Here is a 21,737-nt window from a genome sequence, read left to right as displayed (position 1 = left end):
TTCGGTCGTACTGGGGTGCGCGGTCCCTAGCGACCCTCAGCGGTACGGGAATACGGGGAGGTGAGTGCGTCGAGCGTCATCATGTTGCCGTATGCACTGGCGAGTGTCGCCGTCGCGCGACAACGCCTCAGCGCCGATCTGCTCGAATCCGGGGTGTACGCGGGAGCGGTCGACGACACCGTGCTGGTGCTGAGCGAGCTCCTCAGCAACGCGCTGCGGCATGCGCACCCGCTCGCATCCGGGCAGCTCAGAGTGGCGTGGAGCTGTGCGGAAGGCCACGTGGAGATCTCCGTCAGCGACGGCGGCGCGGCCACGGAACCGCGGGCCGGCCGCCCGACGCTGTCGTCCCTCGGGGGCCGCGGGCTCGGCATCGTGGAATACCTGGCCGAGCGCTGGGGCGTACGGCACGAAGGGGAGTCCACGACCGTCTGGGCGATCCTGCACGCCCCTCAGCCTGCCCGAAACACGCAGACGCGGACGACCGGAATATGCGCGCTGCGCGAGGTCGTCTAAACCGTCCGTAGGGAACGTTCGGCGGTCGTCCAAGCCGTGCTGATCACGAGATAGATACCCGCGGCGAGCGGGAGGAATCCGGCGGCGATCACGCTTCCATAAGGCAACAGTCGAAACAGCCCCGACATTGGCACGTCCGGCATTTCGGGAATCAGCCGTGTCGACTGCCAGGCGACCAGCGCCAGCAGCACGAACAGCCCGAGGAAGATCAGCGAGGGCGCGCCGAACAGCCCCGAATGCGCGACCACCGCACCGAAATGTTCACCTAGTGGTACCCCAAGCGTACTTTGCGCCAGCAGGAGATTGGGCTGCCCTGCGATCGTCGCGGAGACGAACAACCGGTACATCACCAGGAAGAACGGAAGTTGCGCGAGCCCGGCGCCGAGCCCCGCGAACATGGACGTGCCCTCGCGGGCGTAGAGCGCGCCGAGTTCGCGCTGGAAACGTTGCGGATCGCGGGCGAACCTTTTGCGGAGTTTCGCCACGTCCGGGGCGAGCCGGGTCTTCGCCCGCTGGGCGCGGGCTTGGCGGAGGCCGAGCGGAAGCAGGAGCAGCCGGACGCCGACGGTGAACAGGATGATGGCGAGCGTGGCGCCGGTCAGGCCGGTGAGCGCGGTGAGCAGGTCGTAGGCAGGGGAGAGCACGAAGTCGAACATGGGTGGGAAGCCTTTCGTCAGGGTTTGAACATGACGAAGGCGCTCGTGGTCAGGCGAGCGCCGGGCATCCCGATGGGGCTCTCGGGCGGGGGCGTCCGGCGGTGCCCGGGTCGCGAAGCCGTACGACGACGGCTTCGACGCCCGCCCCGAGCAGCGCGGACACGATCCTGGGCGCGGCGGCCAGCCGGCCGAGCGCCCAGGTGAGGAGCAGCAGGCCCACGGCGGCCAGCACGCCCACGCCGACAGGCAGGGCGAGCAGTCCGAGCAGGGCCTGGAGGATCATCGTGAGCTCTTGCCCACCAGGGTGATCGTCACGACGACGGCGAGCGCGATCAGCGCGAAGATCAGCAGGAATTTCAGCGTCGCGAACAGGGCGGGGATCAGGAAGCTGACCACCAGCCAGATTGCGAGAAGGATGCCGACGACGGTCAGCGCGGTTCGGGCCATGACCTCAAAATACGCGCTGCCACCGACAGTCGCGAGAAGATCAGCGGTTTCACGTGAATCAATTACGGCGTTCTAACGGGTTCGCGGTGGTGTGGGGGCTTGGCCGCGCCTGTGTCTGGACTGAGGAACGCAGGTCGCGGAGCGGCCGGAGTGACGAGGGAAGACGCAGGCTGAAGGCGGCCAAGCCCGCCGTGCCGGAGGCGCGGCCATAAACACAGTCCTAGTCTGGGAAGGTGACTGCCAATCCTGCCGCGCGCATCCTCGTTGTGGACGATGACCCGACTGTGGCCGAGGTGGTGGCCCGGTATCTGGAGCGGGACGGGCATGAGGTGGAATGCGTCGGGGATGGCGCTGAGGCGCTGCGGCGGGCGCTGGCCAACCCGCCCGATCTGCTGGTGCTCGACCTGATGTTGCCGAAGATGGACGGCCTGCAGGTGTGCCGGAAGCTGCGTGAGCGCTGGCCGGTTCCGGTGATCATGCTGACCGCGCTGGGTGAGGAGATCGACCGGGTGATCGGCCTGGAGACCGGCGCCGACGACTACGTGACCAAGCCGTTCAGCCCGCGCGAGCTGGCGTTACGGGTGCAGTCGGTGCTGCGCCGGGCGCGTGGCGCGCTGGTCCCGACCGGCACCGGCGTGCTCAGGGACGGTGACCTGGTGGTGGACGTGGGCGCCCACGAGGTCCGGCTCGGTGGTGCCGAGATCACCCTCACCGCGCGCGAGTTCGACCTGCTCGCCTACCTGCTGCGCAACCCCCGCCAGGCGTTCAGCCGGACCGCGCTGCTGGATCGGGTCTGGGGCTGGTCGTTCGGGGATTCGTCCACGGTGACCGTACATGTGCGCAGGCTGCGGGAGAAGATCGAGGCTGATCCCACCGATCCGCGGAGGATCGTCACGGTCTGGGGTGTCGGCTACCGCTACGAGCCATTGTCGTGATCATCCAGGCCCTCGCCGTCAGCGCCGGGTTCGGCCTGATCATCGCGCTGCTCGGGGTCGCCGTGCTGCGCCTGCTGCGGCGGCGGTCGATCGGCGTGATGCTGAGCGTGGTCGCGGTGATCACCGTGCTGGCCACGCTGGCGGGGGTCGTGGCGATCACGATGGCGATGGTCATCGACGGGCGGCCGCGGGACATCGTGCTCACCATCATCGCGATCGGGGCGATCGTCGGCGTCGGGGTCGCGCTGGTCACCGCGCGGCGGCTGGTGGCGGCCAGCAAGGCGCTGGTCACCGCTGTCGAGGAGATCACCGAGACCGGCGAGTACGTCGCACCCGGCCGGATCGCGCTCCCCGCCGAGCTGGAGAAGGTCAGCCAGGCGCTCGACCAGGCGTACGCGCGAATTCGCAACGGCCGGGAGCGGGAGCGGACCCTGGAGAGCGCGCGGCGCGAGCTGGTCTCGTGGGTGAGCCACGATTTGCGTACGCCGCTGGCGGGCATGCGGGCGATGGCCGAGGCGCTGGAGGACGGTGTGGTCGACGATCCGGCCACAATCCGGCGCTATCACGCACAGATCAGGCTGGAGGTGGACCGGCTCTCCGGGATGGTGGACGACCTGTTCGAGTTGTCCCGCATCCATGCGGGTTCGCTCCGGCTGGCGAAGGCCCGGGTGGGGCTGGGGGATGTGGTCGCCGACGTGCTGGCGGGGGTGGAGCCCCTGGCTCGGGGAGTGCGGTTGAAGGCGGAGGTGGAGCCGGTGCTTCCGGTGCACGCCGATCCGGGGGCGATCGGGCGAGCGCTGCGCAACCTGCTGGTCAATGCGATCCGGCATACCCCATCGGATGGCTCGGTATCGATCCGTGCGGTGACGGATGGGAAGATGGTGAGTTTGTCGGTCCTGGATGCGTGCGGGGGTATTCCAGCGGAGGATCTGGCGCGGGTCTTCGATGTGGCCTTTCGTGGTGAGCTGGCCCGCACGCCTGGGCCCGACGGCGGCGGACTCGGTCTGGCGATCACGAAAGGCCTCGTCGAGGCGCATGGTGGCACGGTCACCGTGGCGAACGAAGGCCCGGGCTGCCGCTTCGAGATCCGCCTGCCAACAGCACGACTCTGACGATCAGAACGCATCCGACATAGCGCGAAATGTCGGACAGGGCCAGCGCCACATGCAGCTGCGGCAGCGCAGGATCGGGTGCGCGGTATCGCTGGTGATGCCGCCCGCGTCCCGCGGCTGGTGCAGATCGAGCAGGCGCAGCCCGAGCTCGACGAAGCTGAGCACTTCCTCCCGCGCTCCGGCCAGGAAATCCAGATCCTCGACCGCCAGCTTCGCCTTGATCGGCACATACCCCTCACGATTGACGAGCGTGCGCAACGTCGCAGACGACTCCCGCCACGAGGTCGCCTTGTCGGTCCTGACCTGGATGAGCTCCAGCCGTTCCCGCAGGCGGCGGCGCAGCGGGTCTTCCGGAAGTTCCGTGTTCATGCGTGATGTGGGCCCCGGTGACAGCCAGGACCCTCCCCCCTTCCGGCCAGGCCGGTGTCGTAGCGTCAAGCTTCGCGCACTCCGCGTTTACACGGGGCCGAAATCGGGGACAAAGGGCGAACGACTCTTCGGTAATTCCCAGGAAACGTGACCCAGGGCGGGGACGGCGCTAGTGTGCGCGCTGTGGAGCTCAAAGTCTCGACGCGATCCCACGCCGGCCACGCCGTCATGGCCATCGCTGGTGAAATCGACCTATATACCGCGCCTCGCCTGCAGTCGGAGTTCACCCGGCTGCTGGAGGAGACCGGTCCCGACCGGGTGGTCATCGACATGTCCGGAGTCGAGTTCTGCGACTCCACGGGCATGAACGTGCTGCTCTCCGCGCTCAAACGGCTCAAGGAACGGGGCGGCGTGCTCGAAGTCGCCGCGCCCCGCCCGGCGGTCCGCAAGATCCTTCAGGTGACCGGCCTGGACTCGGTCTTCACCGTGCACGAGAGTGTCCCGGCGGACCTGGCGGAAAAGACCGGATGACCGAGGTGGTCCCAAGTCCGGATACCGCGGTCATCATCTCGGCGCGGGACGAGGGCGAACGGATCGCCGCCACGGTGACCGCCGCCCGCGAGCTGCCCGGAGTCGATCTGGTGGTGGTCGTCGACGACGGCTCGGCCGACCAGACCGGGCGGCTGGCCAGGGCGGCGGGCGCCACCGTGGTCCGGCACAGCCGCAACCGCGGCAAGGCCGCCGCGATGGAGACCGGCGCGGAGGCCGTGCGCCTGCTGGAGGAGGGCCGGTCCGATCCGGAAGGGCGGCCCTCGCACCGGCACCTGCTGTTCCTGGACGGCGACCTGGCCGAGACCGCGCTGGCCGCCGCCCCGCTGATCACGCCGGTCCGCACGGGCGAAGCCGACATGACCATTGCGATCTTCGCGAACCGGGTGAAACTGGGCGGTCACGGCATCGTGGTCAAGCTCGCGAAGGAAGGCATCAAACGCGCGACCGGCTGGGACGCCACCCAACCGCTCAACGGGCAGCGCTGCCTGACCCGCAGCGCGTTCGAGGCGGCCCGGCCGCTGGCGCACGGGTTCGGCGTCGAGACCGGTCTCACCATCGACCTGCTGCGCCGGGGATTCCGGGTGGTGGAGGTCGAAGTCGAGATGGCGCACCGGGCCACCGGCACCGACTGGCGCTCCCAGCTGCACCGAGCCAAACAGCTGCGCGACGTCTCCCGCGCCCTCGCCAGCAGGGAACCCACGGTCACCAAAGCGCTGGATTCCCTCAAACCGAAGTGAAAGTCTCGCTTGGGTGCATCGGTGGCTCACTGCTGCTGACGATCACCGTCGCTTTGCTGGGCCCGTCGGCCATGGTCCCCGAGCTCCCGGGTCCGGCCGGGCAGCCGCCGTACTCGCTGGGGATCGTTCCGGACGGCCACCTGGTCATCGCACTGGCCGCCGCCGCACTCGCGCTCGGCGCCATCGGCCTCCTCACCGGCCTGCGCGCCGACGGCCCTCATCCCCGCCTGCTCGTGATCGCCGGCTGTACGGTCGCCGCGATCCTGGCCTTCCTCCCGCCCTTCGGCTCCGCCGACCACCTCAACTACGCCGCGTACGGATATCTGGCCACCCACGGCTTCGACCCCTACGTAACCGTCCCTTCGGACATCCCACTCCCCTGGGTCGAAGAATGGACGAACACTCCCAGCGTCTACGGCCCGCTCGCCACCGCCGCCCAGGCCCTCGCCAGCTGGATCGGCGGCTCCGTCCGCCTGACGGTCTTCATCCTGGCCCTGATCAACGCCGCCGCGTTCATCGTCACGGCCCTGCTCCTCCACCACGCCACCCGCTCAGATCCGGTACGGCAACGCCGCGCCGCCCTGCTCTGGACGGTCAACCCCCTGGTCGTCTACCAGCTGGCGGCCGGAATGCACGTGGACACCTTCGCCATCGTCTTCATGATCGCCGCTCTGGTGGTCGGCTCGCGTTTCGCCGTACGGCGCGGGATCCTGCTCGGCCTGGGCATCGCGGTGAAGGTCACCGTGGGACTGGTCGCGCTCGGCCCCGCGTGGGAGTCTCGCCGGAACCTGCCCAGGCTTGCCCTCCTCGCCGGGGTGGCGACGGCGACGGTCGGGGTCGCGTACTGGCTGGCCGGGCCGCACGCGTTCGACCAGGTCCTCAACGCCAGCAAGTCGATCTCCTGGGCGACTCCCTGGAAACTCGTCCAATACGGCCTGCAGGGGCTGTTCGGGGCGGGTGCTTACCGCGTCTGGATCCAGATCGCATCCTTGCTCCTGTTCGTAGCTCTGGCTTGGGGTTTGGTGCGCAGGCTCGGCCAGGACACGGTGGCGGTTTCGCTGGCCTTCGTGGTGGCCTGGCTGTTCGCGAGCCCCTATGCGCTGCCCTGGTATGACGGACTCGCCTTCGCCCTGCTCGCCCTGATCCCGGCCTCCGCTCTGGATGGCTTCATGGCGGTACGGCTGGCCGTGCTCTCCTTCGCCTACCTGCCGGCCCGGCAAGCGCACCAACCGCCCGATCTGGACTGGCTCGTGGACGTCGTCAGGGCGCAGCTGGTGCCGTGGACGCTGCTGGCGCTGACGGTGGCGCTGGGGGTGTGGGCGTGGCGAGGCGCAGGGCGCGTACCGACGCCGCCAGGGTCAGCGGCACCGCGACCGTCAGCGCCATCGCCGGAATCGCGATCCCCGAGTCGTTGATCAGGAAGCCGGCCAGGGCGGCGGTGAGCGCGCCGAACAGGCCCGCGCGCAGGGCCGGGGCATAGCCGTACGCAAGGCTGAGCGCCGCCGCGCCCACCCTGGACGGGCGAGCCAGGACCAGGTAGAGGAACGCCAGCGCGACCAGGGAGAGCAGGGTCAGCGGGAGGTTGCCGAGGGTGCTCAGCATCGCGCCCAGTTTGCGGCCGATGACCGAGCCGCCTTCGCCGTCCATGACCTGCTGGACGAAAGCGCCGAGGTGGGTGCGCTGGTTGGGCGGGCGGAGCCAGTCGGCGGTCGCGATCGCGGCGATCAGGGCGGCTCCGGCGGCGGTGATGACGGCCAGCCTGGTGATCGAGACGCGGTGGCCGGAGAGCATCAGCATGAAGATGGCGAAACCGAGCACGAACGAGGGCACGCCGCCGAAGTCGGCGCCCCAGCTGGGCCAGCCGTCAGCGAAGATCGCGAGGAGGCCGTAGGCGAGGCAGAGGATGATCGCCAGGCGTGGGCGGCGGCGCAGGGCGTGGGCCAGGCCGGCGAGGGCCAGGATCGTGCCGGTGGAGTAGATGGCGAAGGCCATGTTGCCGAAGCCGTAGAAGCGGCCGCCGGTGACGGGTTCGTAGCCGGTGACGGCGTTGACCTGGAGGTGGGAGCCGGTCATGACGTCGATGAGCAACGCGAGGGAGGAGACGGCGGCGACGATCGTGAGGGGGCCGAGCACGTCCCTGCGCCAGGGGCCGGCGAAGGCGGCGGCGGTGATCAGGGCGGCGGTGGCGAGGATTGTGGTGATGAGGGCGGGCATGGGGTTGCTCGCGCTCCACCATGGGATGAGCTGGGCCAGGAAGGTGGAGATCGGGATAGCGCCGCTGAGGACGGCGACGGCTTGGGTGGCGATCAGGGTGCGGCGGCGGTGGGGGGTGGATTGGCGGCGGATGGCGATGGCGGCTAGGGCGTAGAAGATCAGTTGGAGGGCGACGAGGGTGAGGAAGAAGGGTTCTCGGACGTCGCGGAGGACTTGGCTGGCGAGGTCGGCGTCGGAGAGTTGGGCAATGGTTTGGGGGATGGTGTCCGGGGTGTCGCCGTTATTGGTCCAGGTACGGCCGATTTTGGGAGTGGGGAGGGTGAGTTCGCTGAGGATGGTGGCGGTGGTGTCGGTGATCGTTACTAGGGCGTTTTGGCGGGTGGAGGTGGCGGTTAGGAATTTGTGACGAAATTTCGGGCCTTGCGCGAGGGCGACGTGGAGGTGGGCGGTGGTGCTGGCGTCGGCTAGGCCGACAATGAGGACCGTGGAGTCTGGGGGGACTCGGTCGAGGATGGTGCCGATTGTTCTGTCGGCTTCGGTGGCGGCTGTTTGGCGGGTGTTGTCGTCGAGGTCGCCTGATATTTCGGGGGTTGTGGTGGTTTGGGATTGGGTCCAGGCGCGGGATAGTTCGTTGGCTTCTGCGGTGATGAGGGAGTAGGGGGTTAGGTCGGGAAGGTCTGCGGGTGTTGGCGCATATTTCTGGATATTTCCGGATTTGTCGGCGGCGGCTAGGGCGGCTCCTGGGCCGATCGCGGCGACCTTTCCGCCGGCGTCGGTGATTGTTTGGGCGAGCAGGCCGATCTCCGCTTGGAATGAGCTTGCTTGTTGGAATGCTCGGTATTCATCCCAGGCGGGGATTTTCGCGGAGCCGTCGGGTGCGATGGTCGGTGGTTCCGGGAGGCCGCAGTTGTCCGATCCGGCGCGCTGGCCGGCGGAGACGGTGAGCCATCCGGCGACGGAGCAGGTGATTCCCCGGCCCTCCGGGGAGATCGTGCGGGTGGACAGGGAGGCGGACGCGCCACGTCCGACCAGGTCCCACAAACGCGGTGTTCGCGTTTCGTCCAGGTCGCTCCACTCCAGCCCGGGAACTCCGATAAGGACAACACGTCCCGTGGGAGCGGCCCTTCCGCCGGAAACTGCTCGTCCAGCGAGCGGCGTGGTATCAACTCCGCCGTCGACAGCGATCCGCGAGCTGGTGAGACCCGCCTCTCCGGTGGAAATCGTGGCCTGACCTGTGGGGGTGAGGGTTGCGTGCTCGGTGGAGGCTGCGGCACGTGCGCTGCTGAGGGCGCCGATGGGTGCCATGGAGCTTGAGGTGGGAGTCGAACCTCGTCCGGTTGAGGCTGAGGTATGTGCGCTGTTGAGGGCACCGATAGGTGTCGTGGATGTCGAGGTGGGTGTTGGGCTTCGTTCGGTGGAGGCGGTGGCGGGGGCCGTACCGAGCAGGAGGAAGGCGACCACGAGGGCGAGCCGGGTGAGGGCTCGGGTGACCTGGGGTGATGGCACGAGGGCCGGATCCTCTTCTGGTGGGGCGGGCCGGATGAACAGCGTCCACGGTAGCCTGCCTGGTCGTGAGCACTGGCGAACCGGTAACGCTGAGCGTGCGGCGGCCCTGGTGGGGTTGGGCGTTGTCGCTGCTGATCATTGTGGTCGCCGCGTGGCCGCTGGTGGCGTACTGGCTGGGCAATCCGGAAGATCAACGTTTGGTCGATCTTGATGTGTATCGGACCGGGGGCTGGGCGCTGCTGCAGGGGCTTCCGGTCTATGACGTGATCACGCCTGCGCCGCAGTTGTTGCCGTTCACGTATCCGCCGGTCGCGGCGATGCTGGCCGTGCCGCTGGCGCTGATCTCCTGGGAGACCGTGCAGTGGGTGTGGATTGTCGCGATCATCCTCACGCTCGGGGTCACCGTCTGGTACGCCTTTCGGGACTCGCTCGGTCGCGTACCAGGCATTCCGGTGCGATCGGGGGGTGGCTCGCCTCTATCACCTTGGATGTCCGCCGTTTTCGTGCCGATCATGTTCGGGGTCGTCACTGTCGCCTGCCTGTATCTGATGCCGATCCGGGATCAGATCAGGTTCGGCCAGGTAGATCTTTTCCTGGTGGCGCTCTGCCTGCTCGACTGCGTGGTCCGGCGGCCGTGGTGGCCTCGGGGCATGCTGATCGGCATCGCCACAGCCGTGAAACTCACCCCCGGCGTTTTCCTGATTTATCTCGCTATCACCGCCTGGCGCGACCCCACGCAGCGCAAGCCCTTCTTCACGGCGGCAGGCACCACGGCCATCCTTACTTTGCTGCCATTCATCGTGATCCCGTCGGACGCCACCGACTTCTGGTTTTCCGCCCTGCTCGACTCCGAACGCCTCGGCGCCAACACCGCCACCACAAACCAGTCCATCCGCGGCATGCTCCTACGCCTGTACTGGCCAGACACCCTCACCACCATCCTCTGGCTCGCCGCCGTCGCCCTCATCGGCTGGTACGGCTTCCGCGCCGCCTACCGCGCCCACCGCGACGGCGACACCCTGACAGCGGTCGCGCTGACCGGACTGATGGCGGTGCTGCTCTCCCCGGTCGCCTGGATCCACCACCTCGCCTGGATCATCGTCGTCATCGCCGCGCTCGCTATCCGCAGACCACTCTTGGCGGCGGGGGTATGGGCGTACTACGTACTCCCGATCCCCTGGTGGGGGGCCTACATCAAGCTCTGGGAGATCCCGGTGCTCAGCCCTACGCTGGGGAAGATCGTCCAGAACGCGTTCGGTCTGGGGGCGATTGCGCTCGTCTGGGTGCTCGCGGAGCGGAAATCGGGAAAGTCGGCGGAGGTTTGACTGTCCCCGCTCGTCTGGCTGCTCGCGCAGCGGAGTCCGGGTAAGTCCGCGAGGGCCTGACCATGCCTGCTCGTCAGAGCGTCGCGCATCGGAATCCGGGAAGTCGGCGAAGGACTGACCATGCCCGCTCGTCTGGGTGCTCGCACAGTGGAATCCCGGGAAGTCGGTGAAGGCCTGACCATGTCCGCTCGTCAGGGCGTCGCGCAGTGGAATCCGGGAAGTCGGCGAAGGACTGACCATGCCCGCTCGTCTGGGTGCTCGCGCAGTGGAATCCCGGGAAGTCGGTGAAGGCCTGACCATGTCCGCTCGTCTGGGTGCTTGCGTACCGGAAGGCGGGAAAGTTGGCGAAGGCTTGACCGTGCCGTTACGCTCAGTGGCGTGCTGGTTACCGTTCTGGTCGTTGTCGGGGTCGTCGCCGGGGTCACCGGGGTGGCGATCGGCCTGCTGGCGTTGCGGAACGCGCGCGGTGCGGTCGAGGAGTGCCTCGACGTGCTGGCCCGGCGGTCGGCGGTCGAGGGGGTCGTCGACACCAAGGCCATCCGCGATGTCGCGGTCTACCGCTATGACGCTCTGGAGGAGATGACCGGGCGGCTGTCGTTTTCGGTCGCGCTGATCAACAGCCTGGGCGACGGCATCGTGCTGACCTCGATCAACGGGCGGACCGAGACGCGGACCTATGTCCGGCCGGTTCGCGGCGGCAAAGGCCAGCAACAACTGTCCCCCGAAGAGGAACAGGCCGTGCGGGCGGCCCGCCTGGGCTTAGGCCCAGAGATTGAAGCCAGCCTCGCGTCCGGAGGGTCCTGGTTACGCCCAGGAAGTCGCTGACGCGCCGAACGCTCTGCGGATGCTCATGGGCGCGCAGACCCGCCTGGTCTGGCCCGCTGGCCACGGCCTGCGCCGCATCCCGGTGACCGACCCGACGCCCGTCTACCCGCACTCGCTCCTGTGGCATCGCGACAACCCCCACCCAGCGCTGGCCACCCTCCGCGCCCACCTCGCCGCCACAGCGGCCGGCCACGACGCCGCCGGGACCTGGACGCCGAACTGGGTGGCCCGGCCCCGGCCCTGTCCGCCGGAGCGCGCGGTTCGTATGACGTCGCCGCTGTTCGACGGGGTCATGGCCGGCGTTTCCGGTTACGTGCTCAAGCAGATCCACGGTTGGGTCCTGGTCGGTGCGGTGCGGTGCGGTGCGGTGCGGTGCGGTGCGGTGCGGTGCGGTGCGGTGCGCGCGGTAGCGGGCGGCCATTCGCTGCTGGCCCCCAGACCACGGCCGCGATGCGGTTCGTGCGGACCGACCGGCCTTCCGGCACCGTCCGCCGAGGCGGGAGCGGCGGGGTGTCAGGCATCGGCATCGGTGGTGGCTCACGACACGGGTGAGGCTTTTCGCGGGACTCGGTAAGTATTCACATACACCACTCGCGTGAGTCGCTAACCTGGTCGTATGTCGAAGCTCGCGTACCTGGGCCCAGAGGGCACCTTCTGTGAGGCCGCCCTGCGAATCCTGGCGCCCGACGCCGAGCGCCTGCCGTGCGCCAACGTCGGCGCCGCACTTGACGCCGTCCGCCGGGGGGAGGCCGATGGCGCGGTCGTGCCGCTGGAGAACTCGCTGGAGGGCGCCATCACGCAGACCCTCGACGAGTTCGCGTGGGGCGAACCGCTGCTGATCATCGCCGAATTGCTTCTGCCGGTCGAGTTCTCCCTGCTGGTCCGGCCGGGCACGGAGATGCGGCAGATCAAGCGCCTGGTCACCCATCCGGCCGCGCACACCCAGTGCCGCAACTTCATCGAGCGCGAGCTGCCGGGAGCGGTGGTCATCCACGCCTCGTCGACCGCCGCCGCCGCGCAGGAGGTGTCCAACCCCGAATCTCCGTACGACGCGGCGATCAGCCCGGCCATCGCCGGTGAGCTTTACGGGCTCTCCGAGGTCGCCTCGGGGGTGGGGGACCGTACGGATACGGTCACCCGTTTCGTGCAGGTCTCTCCGTGTGGGCCACTGCCTGAGCCGACCGGTGCGGATCGCACGTCGATGGTCGCTTTTCTGAAGGATGACCACGCCGGAGCGCTGTTGGAAATGTTGAGCGAGTTCGCGGTGCGCGGAGTCAACCTGAGCCGGATCGAATCCCGCCCGACCGGTGATGGTATCGGCCGTTATTTCTTCCATTTCGACTGTGAAGGACATGTCGCGGACGCACGAGTCGGAGAGGCCCTTTCCGGATTGCATCGGATTTGCGGGGATCTGCGCTTCCTGGGCAGCTACCCTCGGGCCGACCAAGTCCCCACACAGATCAGGACCGGCACCGGCGACGCCGAATTCGCCGAGGCCGCCGACTGGCTGACGCGAATGCGCGCCGGACAAGTCTAGATTAGTTTTGTAATTACGGTGAACACGCGTTCACCTGGCATGCCGTTGAACATCCTTATCGTCGCCTTGTAAGGCAAAGATGGTGGGTATTCGATTACCCGGATTTCCTTGGATTTCTCGGGTCTTTGGGGCTATTGCCTGATTCGTCGCTGTGGTCATCGGCGCGGATTCGGGGAATGACTTCGATGCACAGGCACAAGCGGGATTTCTACATCGTCGGCGAAGGCATCCACGAGAAGTCCGCCCTGCGGCGGCCCTCCACCACCGAGGAGGTCCGCCGCTTCCATTTCTCCCGGCTCGCCTGGTGGGGTCCGTCGTCGATCCCGCGTTGTGCGCCAAACTGGCCAGAGCGATGACCGCGCCGGAGGCCGTACAGCAGGATGGCCGGATTGGCGCGGGTTTCACCTACCTCGGCCAGTTCGTCGACCACGACCTCACCATGGACCGCACCGCGACCGCCCTCGGCGATGACATCACCCTCCCCGAGCTCATCCAGGGCCGCTCCCCGGCCCTCGACCTCGACTCCCTGTACGGCCGCGGCCCGCGCTTCTCCGAGCCCGACGGCGTATGCCTCCCGATGGGCAGGACCGCGCCCGTCCCCGGCTTCGACGGCCGTGACGGTTTCGACCTCCCGCGCCGCCCTTTCGCGCCGGACGGGCAGCGCGCTCATCCCCGACCACCGCAACGACGAGAACCTCGCCGTCGGGCAACTGCATCTGGCGTTCATCCGGCTCCACAACCGGGTGGTGGGCCAGCTGGCGTATGCGGGCGTGCCAGGGGCGTACCTGAGTCGTGCTCACCCCCGGCACGCGCATCAGCACAGAACGCGACAACCTGCTCTCCGCCACCCCGCTGTGGTTCTACATCTTCCGCGAATCAGAACTCAACGACGGCCTCCTCGACGGCGTCGGCGCCCGTATCGTGGCCGACGTCTTCCACCGCTCCATTGAAGCCAGCCACCACTCCATGATCTGCGACCCCGCCTGGCGCCCCTCACTGGCCCGACTCCCACACCTTCCGCATGGTCGACCTCCTCCTCCACGCCTTCGAAGCCAACGCCGACCTCATCAACCCCGTAGACGCCGAACCGGTCGCCGCCATCCGACGGCGCCGCAGACTCGGATAGCCACCCAAGGTTCGCCGCTGCGACGACCAAGGCTGCTGGTCTGGCGCAGCCGCGGCGAGAACCGAGGCAGACGGCGCCGGATAACGGTGAGCAGCATGGACCGGGTTTGGAGATCGCCTGCGGTGTCTATATGGCGCGCGAGCGGTAGTCGTATCTCGGTAGCCTTTGATTGTGATTGACCTGCGAACCCTCCGTGATGATCCGGACCGGCTCCGAGCGTCGCAGCGTGCCCGTGGCGAGGATGACTCGATCGTGGACGCGCTGCTCTCGCTCGACGAGCGCCGACGTGCCGCGCTGACCTCGTTCGAATCCCTGCGCGCAGAGCAGAAGAGCATCGGCAAGTCGGTGTCCAAGGCGTCGGGGGATGAGCGGCAGGCGCTGCTCGATCGGGCCAAGGAGCTGGCGGCGCAGGTGAAGGCCGCCGAGGTGGCCTCCGAGCAGCTCGGTGGCGAGCTCGACGAACTGGTCATGCAGGTGCCCAACCTCGTCGAGGACGGCGCCCCGCACGGCGGCGAGGACGACTATGTGGTCCTGGAGGAGGTCGGCACGCCACGCGTGTTCGATTTCACCCCGCGCGACCACCTGGAGCTCGGCGAGATGCTGGGCGCCATCGACATGGAGCGCGGCGCCAAGGTCTCTGGATCGCGCTTCTTCTTCCTGCGCGGGGCCGGCGCTCGGCTGCAGCTCGGGCTGCTCAACATGGCGATGCAGCAGGCCATCGAGGTGGGCTTCACGCCGATGATCACGCCGGTGCTGGTCAAGCCGGAGTCGATGCAGGGCACCGGATTCACGATCGCCCACGACAGCGAGATCTACCGGCTGCCCGAGGACGATCTCTACCTGGTCGGCACTTCCGAGGTCCCGCTCGCCGCCTACCACGCGGACGAGATCCTGGACCAGACCTCCCTTCCGTCGCGCTATGCGGGCTGGTCGTCCTGCTTCCGCCGCGAGGCCGGGTCGTACGGCAAGGACACCCGTGGCATCATCCGCGTCCACCAGTTCGACAAGGTGGAGATGTTCTCCTTCTGCCGTCCCGAGGAGGCGTCCGAGGAACATCGGCGGCTGCTGGCGTGGGAGAAGGAGATGCTGGACAAGGTCGAACTCCCGTACCGGGTGATCGACACCGCGGCCGGTGATCTGGGGATGTCGGCGGCCAGGAAGTTCGACTGCGAGGCGTGGATTCCGACCCAGGGGCGGTACCGGGAGCTCACGTCGACGTCCAACTGCACGCAGTTCCAGGCACGCCGCCTGAAAGTGCGCTTTCGCGACGATGACGGCCGTCCGCAGCATGTGGCGACGCTGAACGGCACGCTGGCGACCACACGCTGGATCGTGGCGATCCTGGAGAACCACCAGCAGGCGGACGGTTCGGTCGTCGTGCCCAAGGCGCTACGGCCGTATGTGGGGCTGGATGTGCTGGAACCGCTCAAGTAGGGCCGTACCCGATCTAGACGCCGAAGGCGGGCTCCTTGTGGGGGCCCGCCTTCGGTGTGTCAGTGGTCTAGATCGCTATTTCGCGACCCCGCGGCCTGGTCGTGGCGACCGAGCGTCACCCGGTCGCGTCCGATAAAACCCCGGAATGCACGAAATATCGGCTTCTAGAGGGCGCGTACCTGCGACGCCTGCGGGCCCTTGGGGCCCTCGGTGACCTCGAACTCCACGCGCTGGCCGTCTTCCAGGTTCCGGTAGCCGTTACCCGAGATCGCGGAGAAGTGGACGAACACGTCCGGCGCGCCGCCGTCCGGGGCGATGAAGCCGAAGCCCTTTTCCGCGTTGAACCACTTGACGGTTCCCTGAGCCATTAACGCTCTCCCTAAGGAAGTGAATCTTGGGGTACACACCTCGCGCACCCCGGTGTGTCGCACAGCTCCCCGGGTGGCTCATATCAGTCGAACTGGTTTCGCGCTTGCGGGAACAGCTAATACAACGCCATGCCATCTAACACTATGGCGGACCCGGGGTGTTCCATGTCCGGGGGAGAATTCTTCTCCTGACATCCCCTTGTACGGCGCGGACGCATCACAGTGCAAACTGGAACGTGTTATGGCTAGCCCGCATCTCCATCACCGCCCATCCCAGCTTCCTCGTCTGATCGCGACAGACCTGGACGGCACCGCCCTGCGCTCCGACGGAACCATCTCCCCGCGCACCGCCGCCGCCTTCGCCGCCGTCGAACAAGCCGGTTCCACCCTCGTCTTCGTCACCGGCCGCCCGCCCCGCTGGATGCACACCGTCGCCGACGTGCTCCACCACCGTGGCCTGGCCATCTGCGCGAACGGCGCACTCGTCTACGACCTGCACACCGAGACCATCGTCGAGTCCCACCTGATCGACCAGCCGACCCTCGCCGAAACGGTACGGCGGCTGCGATTCGAGATACCCGAATTAACGTTCGCCGTGGAGTACGAGGGCGGATTCGCGCACGAATCAGCCTTTCGATTGGGCAGCTGGGACGCGGACCGCATCGGCGTCACGAGCGTACGCGCGCCCACGCTGATCTCCCGCCCCTGCGCGAAATTGCTCGCACTCCATCCATCGATGGGACCCGACGAGCTTTATCGGCGTGTTCATGCGCTTGTGGGGGATTTGGTAACTGCGACCCATTCGAGCGGGCGCGCGTTGATGGAGATGAGTGCCCACGGCATCACAAAGGCCTCCGCATTGGCCGGGCTCGCCGTACGCAACCAGATCAAAGCCGAAGAGGTGGTGGCATTCGGGGACATGCCCAACGACCTGCCGATGCTGACCTGGGCCGGAATCTCCTATGCCGTCGCCAACGCCCATCCCGACGTCCTGGCGGCCGTGGACCACGTGACCAGCACGAACAACGACGACGGAGTGGCCCAGGTGCTGGAACTCCTGTACCGAAACTAAACCAGATACGGCCGCGACTGCGGCCGATCTGGGCGGATTTAGAGGTACGGGCCGGATGCGCGATGCCCGTGATCGTCGGGTTGGCCCTGGTTGAGGCCACCGGGCAGGGCACGCCGCATTTGTTCAAGTTGAGCGCGAGCGGCCATTTGCTGCGCGAACAGGGTGGTCTGGATGCCGTGGAACAGGCCTTCCAGCCAGCCGACCAGCTGGGCATGCGCGACCCGTAGCTCGGCCTCGCTCGGCGGCTCGCCCTTCTCGTCATCGGTGAACGGCAGCGAGAGCCGCTCCAGTTCGTCCACGAGCTCTGGCGCGAGACCGTCCTCCAGCTCCTTGATGGAGCTGGAATGGATCTCTTTGAGCCGTTTGCGGCTCGGCACGTCCAGCGGCGCCGCGCGAACCTCTTCCAGCAGCTGGCGGATCATGCTGCCAATACGCATCACCTTCGCCGGCTGTTCGACCAGGTCGGCGATGGAGCGCTCTTCGGGTTCCCCCTTGTCCCCACCGAGCGAAAGTCCCTCAGGACCCACGACCACCACGTGCGGGGTGCTTTCCTCAGCGTTCATAGCTCTCAACTTACTAGCAGGATCTTCCCGACGTGGTCCCCGCGTTCGAGCAGCCGATGCGCCTCCGCCGCGTGCTCCATCGGGATCCGGGCGTGGATCACCGGCTTGATCGCGCCCGCGCTCACCAGCGGCCAGACATTCTCCGCCACACCCCGGCAGATCACCCCCTTCTCGTCCGCCGGACGGCTCCGCAACCCCGCCGCCATGACCGACCCCCGCTTGCCGAGTAGCTTGCCGAGATCGAGCTCCCCGACCGCGCCGCCCTGCAACCCGATCACCACAAGCCGCCCGCCAGTGTTGAGTGCATCCACGTTCTGTTTGAGGTATTTCGCACCGATGATGTCGAGGATCACGTCGGCTCGCCTGGTAGAAAAGTCCCCCTCTCGGTAGTTGATTCCTTCATCCGCTCCGAGCTCCAGACAGCGCGCGACCTTCTCCGCCGACCCCGCGGTGACGATCACCCGCGAGCCGAACGCCTTCGCGAGCTGGATGGCCATCGTGCCGATGCCGCTCGCGCCGCCGTGGATCAGCAGCGTCTCGCCCTTGCGCAGCCGCGCGCTCATGAAAACGTTGGCCCAGACCGTGCAGGCGACTTCGGGCAGCGAAGCCGCGTCGACGAGCGCCGTCGGCGCGGGCATCACCTGCTGCCACGGTACGGCGACGCGCTCCGCGTACCCACCGCCCGCCAGCAGAGCAGTCACCTCATCGCCGACGCGCAGTCCGTCCACACCGGACCCGATTTCAGAGATGACGCCGGAACATTCCAGTCCGGGGATTTCGGAGGCGCCCTCCGGCGGCGGGTAGAAGCCCTGCCGCTGCAGCAGGTCCGCCCGGTTCACCGCGGAAGCGGCCACGTCAACGACCACTTCACCCGGCCCGGGCACCGGATCGGGGACTTCCTGCCAGGTGAGTACGTCCGGCCCGCCGGGGGCCGAAATCATGATGGCTCGCATGTCACCTAAAGTAACGGAGAGGCGAACTCGACGGTTGGTCACGTTCGTTGTGTTACGGGGCGCTAACCTTCAATGTGGTTGCTGCCCCTTTAGCCCATCCCGAGGGGGAAACACGGTGGCAAGACACGATCGTGAGGATCCCCATTCTCTCGAAGACCAGTTGGCCTGGCTAGACGCGATCAAGGAAATGCCGGACGAGGTGGACATCGCGGTAAGCGCTGTCACCGCGTCCTCTTTGGCGTCCTCTGCCCCCGTAGGCCCCCCGCCGGCGCCCCCGGAGGAGGCTTCGCCCTACCCCAAAGACCCATGGCTGTCGGTTCCGTCCGAACCGTCCTCCGGCCAGCTGTTCCGCTCTTCGGTCGATTCCGGGTACGGCACCGACGCTCCTCCCGCTTCGGACGACGACGCCCCAACCAACCCACCCGCAGAGCCAGGCCTCTTCGTTGGTGGTCGAGGCGCGTTCGGCGAGTCGCCGGTTGATACGGATTCGTACAACGTCGGGGCATTCGGCGGTTCGGACGCCCGGGTCTCGCACGCGGGCGATCAGGACGCCGCCGACGAGCCGGTCCGCGGCTGGCTGGAACCGGCACGCCCGGTCGCCGACTCCGACCCCGGCGAGGCCGAACGTTTCACTGGACCGATCCCGATCGAGCGCTTAGGGGCCGCTGGGCGGGACGAGCACACCACCGAGCGCTTCGGCGGGTACGGCACGCGGGACGGCGTCTCCGGCCAGGACAGTTCATTTGGGACGCAGGAGGGCGGCTTCGGAGGAACGGAGCGCCCCTTCGCGAAGGACAACCCGTTCGGAGCGGAGGATGGTCCGTTCCGGAAGGACAGTTCAACCGGTCAGGACGGCTCATCTTCCGGTTCGTTCCGGCAGGACAGTTCATTCGGCACGAAGGACGGCAAGTTCGGTCAGGATGGCTCCTTCGGACAGGACGGTGCCGAGGGTCCGGCTGCCTCCAAGGAGAGCTCGTTCGGGAGGAGCGGCGCGTTCGGGTCGAAGGACGGGCAGGACAGCTCATTCGACACCAAAGACGATCCTTTCGGCGCAAAGGACAACCCCTTCGGCGTCAGGGACACTCCATTCGGGTCCAGAGAGAACTCCTTCGGCGCCGCGGAGACCGCTTTCGGGGCAAAGGACGGATCGTTCAGCACACAAGAGGACGCTTTCGGCGCGAAGGACGACTCATTCGGCGCCAAGGGCGGCCCGTTCGGGTCCAAAGGTGGCTCGTCCAGCACCCTCAGTGATCGCTTTGGCACCCGGGATGACGCCTTCGGTGGCCGAGAGGACACCCGCGGCTCTCGCGACTCGAGCAGCACCGGCAACTTCCCTGACCCGCGCGACCTTCGCGATTCGGGCAACACTGGCAACTTCCCCGATCCGCGTGATCTCCGCGAGGGCCGCGACCATCGCGAATCAGGAGATCTGCGCGACGGCCGCGACACCGGCGAAATACAGGAATTTCGCGACTTACGTGACTCCCGCAACGACAGCGGTCCCTTCGGCCTTCCGGCAAGAGACGAGAACCGCTTCGGCGGTTCCCTCCGCGAGGACCTCGCGGACCGCTCGGCGTTCGATCGTGACCGTGACCCCGCCGACAAGGACCGCGAGCCGTACCAGGCTCGTCGCCGCCAGGCCACCCCGGCACCGGCCGCCGCGTTCGGCTCCCCGTCCCGAACCTCGTCCTCCCGCTCGGGCGGCAAACCCTCCGCGGACAGCCTCGACCCCCTCAGCCTTCTCAAAGGCCGCAGAAACGCCCCCGAAAACGGCTGGCGCCGCCTGATCTACAAGGCCTCCGCAGGCATCATCAAACCCGGCGAATCCTCCGAAGTACGCCGCCGCCGCGATCTGATCGCCCGCGCCCGCACCCCCGTCGCCGCCGGCCACCACCGGGTAGCCGTACTCAGCCTCAAGGGCGGCGTCGGCAAGACCACCACCACCGTCGGCCTGGGCGCCACCCTCGCCCACGTACGCGGCGACCGGGTCATAGCCGTGGACGCCAACCCCGATCGTGGAACGCTCTCCGACAAGGTCGAACTAGAGACTTCCGCCACCATCCGCGACCTTCTCAACGAACGCGCTCAGATCCGCCGCTACGTCGACATCCGCGCCTTCACCTCCCAGACCCAGTCCCGCCTGGAAATCCTCGGCTCCGACCGCGACCCCTCGGTCTCCGAAGCGTTCTCCGCCGCCGACTACCAGGCGGTCTCGCAGGTCCTGGAAAACTTCTACTCCATCTGCATAACCGACTGCGGCACCGGTCTCCTCCACTCCGCCATGTCCGGCGTCCTCGGCTTGGCCGACCAACTCGTCCTGGTCAGCTCCCCCTCCGTAGACGGCGCCCGAGCCGCCTCAGCCACCCTCGACTGGCTCGAAGCCCACCACTACGCGGACCTGGTCAAAGCAGCCTCAGTCGTCCTGTGCAGCGTCCGCCCCCGCTCCAAATCCACAGTCGACCTCAACCGCCTCGAAGCCCACTTCGCGGCCCGCTGCCGCGCCGTCATCCGCGTGCCGTACGACCCGCACCTAGAAGAAGGCGCCGAAATCGACCTCGACCGCATGCAAGAACCCACCCAACAAGCCTTCCTCAAACTAGCCGCCTCCGTCGGCGACGGCTTCGCCGGCCCCCAGGCCTTCACCGAACGCCGCTACTCCGAAATCCCCGACCAGCTCTAGCCGCCCCCCTCTCCCGCTTCCCCCCGAACCCCTCCGAAGCGGGAGAGATCGTCTACTCAGTCGCGCCCCCACCCACCAACCCACTAAAGTGCACTCCAGACACACAACCAGGAGAGCTCGCCTAGTGGACGATGGCGGCGGTCTTGAAAACCGCTAGGGGCGGTGACGTTCCTCGTGGGTTCGAATCCCACGCTCTCCGCCTAGCTTGGGAAACGTGGTCTGAGCAGGGCTGATACCGTTCCTGGCCCTGTTGATCATTTTCTTGATGTGCAGCCGTGAGTCGGCGTGAGCGGGCTCATGTCAGTGGTCGCGCAGTATATGCGCAATGATCTTGGGCTTATTTGGGCTGCTCAGAGGCCGTAGCCTCATCGCCCTACGATCGCCTTGCGGTGGCTGGTGTCCCGCTCAGGTTAGGGGCGATCGGAGGCCCAGGGCTTCGCCCAGGTCCATCGGACGTCTGGTGCCGGCAGGCTGGCATAGCACAGGATCCTGAGCTCAGGTTTGTTTGGAAGGCTCTACTGGGCGTTGCTGGTGTAGCCGACGCGTTCGGCGACATGGAGTTGGGACAGGCTGACAACGGCGCGGGGTAAAGCGGTAGGACTGGCCAGCAAGAATTCAGTCCGATTTCTCTGACATGTGAAAACTGCTGTAGGTCGGTACAGCTCAGTGTGCGCGTTACCGTGATTGTAAACAACCACGTAGCTCACGGTGAGTGATGGCGGCGGGCATGCGCTATCGCCGGGTGCCGTGCGAGGCGGACCCGGGACGGCGACGGGTGTCAGGGGACGGCGGTGGGCATGGGTGGCCGCCACG

Annotated in this window: 21 protein-coding genes, 1 tRNA gene and 1 pseudogene; 14 read left to right on the top strand and 9 right to left on the bottom strand. The window is 67.4% G+C overall.

Annotated features, from left to right (window positions below; all coding sequences use genetic code 11):
* Positions 1 to 60 precede the first annotated feature (60 nt).
* Positions 61 to 513: an ATP-binding protein gene (locus ABGB08_RS11505; protein ID WP_347589224.1), complete on the top strand. Its 453-nt coding sequence runs from the start codon at positions 61 to 63 to the stop codon at positions 511 to 513.
* Here ABGB08_RS11505 and yidC read toward each other — a convergent pair.
* The 3 genes from yidC to ABGB08_RS11490 are packed head-to-tail and all read right to left on the bottom strand — an operon-like array spanning position 510 to position 1,616.
* Entirely contained in the window at positions 510 to 1,169 is a 660-nt protein-coding gene (gene yidC / locus ABGB08_RS11500) for a membrane protein insertase YidC (protein ID WP_347589222.1), read from the bottom strand. The two genes, ABGB08_RS11505 and yidC, sit on opposite strands and share 4 nt — an antisense overlap.
* A gap of 49 nt (positions 1,170 to 1,218) precedes the next feature.
* Positions 1,219 to 1,452: a DUF6412 domain-containing protein gene (locus ABGB08_RS11495; protein WP_347589220.1), complete on the bottom strand. Its 234-nt coding sequence runs from the start codon at positions 1,450 to 1,452 to the stop codon at positions 1,219 to 1,221.
* Complete coding sequence (locus ABGB08_RS11490; protein ID WP_170317242.1) at positions 1,449 to 1,616, bottom strand: hypothetical protein; 168 nt, start codon at positions 1,614 to 1,616, stop codon at positions 1,449 to 1,451. The genes ABGB08_RS11495 and ABGB08_RS11490 overlap by 4 nt, the downstream gene beginning before the upstream one ends.
* A 233-nt stretch (positions 1,617 to 1,849) precedes the next feature.
* On the opposite strand from ABGB08_RS11490, the gene ABGB08_RS11485 reads away from it, so the two are divergent.
* Positions 1,850 to 2,551 (top strand): response regulator transcription factor, encoded by a 702-nt coding sequence (locus ABGB08_RS11485; protein ID WP_347589218.1) that lies wholly within the window; start codon positions 1,850 to 1,852, stop codon positions 2,549 to 2,551.
* A complete protein-coding gene (locus tag ABGB08_RS11480; protein WP_347589216.1) occupies positions 2,548 to 3,663 on the top strand; it encodes an ATP-binding protein in 1,116 nt (371 codons plus the stop codon). Before ABGB08_RS11485 ends, ABGB08_RS11480 begins: the two co-directional genes overlap by 4 nt.
* 3 nt (positions 3,664 to 3,666) lie before the next feature.
* Here ABGB08_RS11480 and ABGB08_RS11475 read toward each other — a convergent pair whose 3' ends face one another.
* Positions 3,667 to 4,032, bottom strand: a complete 366-nt coding sequence (locus tag ABGB08_RS11475) for a hypothetical protein (protein ID WP_347589214.1) — start codon at positions 4,030 to 4,032, stop codon at positions 3,667 to 3,669.
* Positions 4,033 to 4,215: 183 nt separating this feature from the next.
* On the opposite strand from ABGB08_RS11475, the gene ABGB08_RS11470 reads away from it, so the two are divergent.
* The 3 genes and pseudogenes from ABGB08_RS11470 to ABGB08_RS11460 form a co-directional block, all read left to right on the top strand.
* Positions 4,216 to 4,563, top strand: a complete 348-nt coding sequence (locus ABGB08_RS11470; protein WP_155350036.1) for an STAS domain-containing protein — start codon at positions 4,216 to 4,218, stop codon at positions 4,561 to 4,563.
* The gene (locus ABGB08_RS11465) at positions 4,560 to 5,321 is read left to right on the top strand and encodes a glycosyltransferase (RefSeq protein WP_347589212.1); all 762 of its coding nucleotides are present in this window, start codon (positions 4,560 to 4,562) and stop codon (positions 5,319 to 5,321) included. Before ABGB08_RS11470 ends, ABGB08_RS11465 begins: the two co-directional genes overlap by 4 nt.
* Before the next feature lie 71 nt (positions 5,322 to 5,392).
* Positions 5,393 to 6,403: pseudogene (locus tag ABGB08_RS11460) on the top strand (glycosyltransferase 87 family protein); the annotation flags it as partial.
* A 178-nt stretch (positions 6,404 to 6,581) separates the two neighbouring features.
* Here ABGB08_RS11460 and ABGB08_RS11455 read toward each other — a convergent pair.
* The gene (locus tag ABGB08_RS11455; protein WP_347589211.1) at positions 6,582 to 8,840 is read right to left on the bottom strand and encodes a hypothetical protein; all 2,259 of its coding nucleotides are present in this window, start codon (positions 8,838 to 8,840) and stop codon (positions 6,582 to 6,584) included.
* Positions 8,841 to 9,106: 266 nt separating this feature from the next.
* Here ABGB08_RS11455 and ABGB08_RS11450 point away from each other — a divergent pair, with 266 nt between their 5' ends.
* From ABGB08_RS11450 to pheA, 4 genes are all read left to right on the top strand, one after another.
* Complete coding sequence (locus tag ABGB08_RS11450; protein ID WP_347589210.1) at positions 9,107 to 10,366, top strand: glycosyltransferase 87 family protein; 1,260 nt, start codon at positions 9,107 to 9,109, stop codon at positions 10,364 to 10,366.
* Positions 10,367 to 10,744: 378 nt separating this feature from the next.
* Positions 10,745 to 11,191 carry a DUF4446 family protein gene (locus ABGB08_RS11445; RefSeq protein ID WP_347589209.1) on the top strand — a complete coding sequence of 149 codons (447 nt, stop codon included), beginning with the start codon at positions 10,745 to 10,747 and terminating at the stop codon, positions 11,189 to 11,191.
* Between the two features lie 19 nt (positions 11,192 to 11,210).
* The gene (locus ABGB08_RS11440; protein ID WP_347589570.1) at positions 11,211 to 11,765 is read left to right on the top strand and encodes a hypothetical protein; all 555 of its coding nucleotides are present in this window, start codon (positions 11,211 to 11,213) and stop codon (positions 11,763 to 11,765) included.
* 42 nt (positions 11,766 to 11,807) lie between these two features.
* Entirely contained in the window at positions 11,808 to 12,728 is a 921-nt protein-coding gene (gene pheA, locus ABGB08_RS11435; protein ID WP_155353258.1) for a prephenate dehydratase, read from the top strand.
* A 208-nt stretch (positions 12,729 to 12,936) separates the two neighbouring features.
* Here pheA and ABGB08_RS11430 read toward each other — a convergent pair whose 3' ends face one another.
* Entirely contained in the window at positions 12,937 to 13,398 is a 462-nt protein-coding gene (locus ABGB08_RS11430) for a hypothetical protein (RefSeq protein WP_347589208.1), read from the bottom strand.
* 627 nt (positions 13,399 to 14,025) lie between these two features.
* On the opposite strand from ABGB08_RS11430, the gene serS reads away from it, so the two are divergent.
* Positions 14,026 to 15,288 (top strand): serine--tRNA ligase, encoded by a 1,263-nt coding sequence (serS, locus tag ABGB08_RS11425; RefSeq protein ID WP_347589207.1) that lies wholly within the window; start codon positions 14,026 to 14,028, stop codon positions 15,286 to 15,288.
* Between the two features lie 164 nt (positions 15,289 to 15,452).
* Here serS and ABGB08_RS11420 read toward each other — a convergent pair whose 3' ends face one another.
* Entirely contained in the window at positions 15,453 to 15,656 is a 204-nt protein-coding gene (locus ABGB08_RS11420) for a cold-shock protein (RefSeq protein ID WP_155350042.1), read from the bottom strand.
* A 241-nt stretch (positions 15,657 to 15,897) separates the two neighbouring features.
* On the opposite strand from ABGB08_RS11420, the gene ABGB08_RS11415 reads away from it, so the two are divergent.
* Entirely contained in the window at positions 15,898 to 16,728 is an 831-nt protein-coding gene (locus tag ABGB08_RS11415) for a Cof-type HAD-IIB family hydrolase (protein ID WP_347589206.1), read from the top strand.
* 38 nt (positions 16,729 to 16,766) lie between these two features.
* On the opposite strand, the gene ABGB08_RS11410 is transcribed toward ABGB08_RS11415, so the two are convergent.
* Together ABGB08_RS11410 and ABGB08_RS11405 are read right to left on the bottom strand one after the other, a co-directional pair.
* On the bottom strand, positions 16,767 to 17,291 hold the full coding sequence (locus ABGB08_RS11410) for a bacterial proteasome activator family protein (protein ID WP_347589205.1): 525 nt from the start codon (positions 17,289 to 17,291) through the stop codon (positions 16,767 to 16,769).
* Between the two features lie 5 nt (positions 17,292 to 17,296).
* On the bottom strand, positions 17,297 to 18,244 hold the full coding sequence (locus ABGB08_RS11405; RefSeq protein ID WP_347589203.1) for an NAD(P)H-quinone oxidoreductase: 948 nt from the start codon (positions 18,242 to 18,244) through the stop codon (positions 17,297 to 17,299).
* Between the two features lie 115 nt (positions 18,245 to 18,359).
* Here ABGB08_RS11405 and ABGB08_RS11400 point away from each other — a divergent pair, with 115 nt between their 5' ends.
* Positions 18,360 to 20,924 carry an AAA family ATPase gene (locus tag ABGB08_RS11400; protein WP_347589201.1) on the top strand — a complete coding sequence of 855 codons (2,565 nt, stop codon included), beginning with the start codon at positions 18,360 to 18,362 and terminating at the stop codon, positions 20,922 to 20,924.
* A gap of 110 nt (positions 20,925 to 21,034) precedes the next feature.
* Positions 21,035 to 21,123: transfer RNA gene (locus tag ABGB08_RS11395), tRNA-Ser, on the top strand.
* Positions 21,124 to 21,737 lie beyond the last annotated feature (614 nt).

The organism is Acrocarpospora sp. B8E8, from assembly GCF_039871605.1.
GTDB lineage: Bacteria > Actinomycetota > Actinomycetes > Streptosporangiales > Streptosporangiaceae > Acrocarpospora > Acrocarpospora macrocephala.
This window is presented reverse-complemented; position numbering and strand designations above follow the sequence as displayed.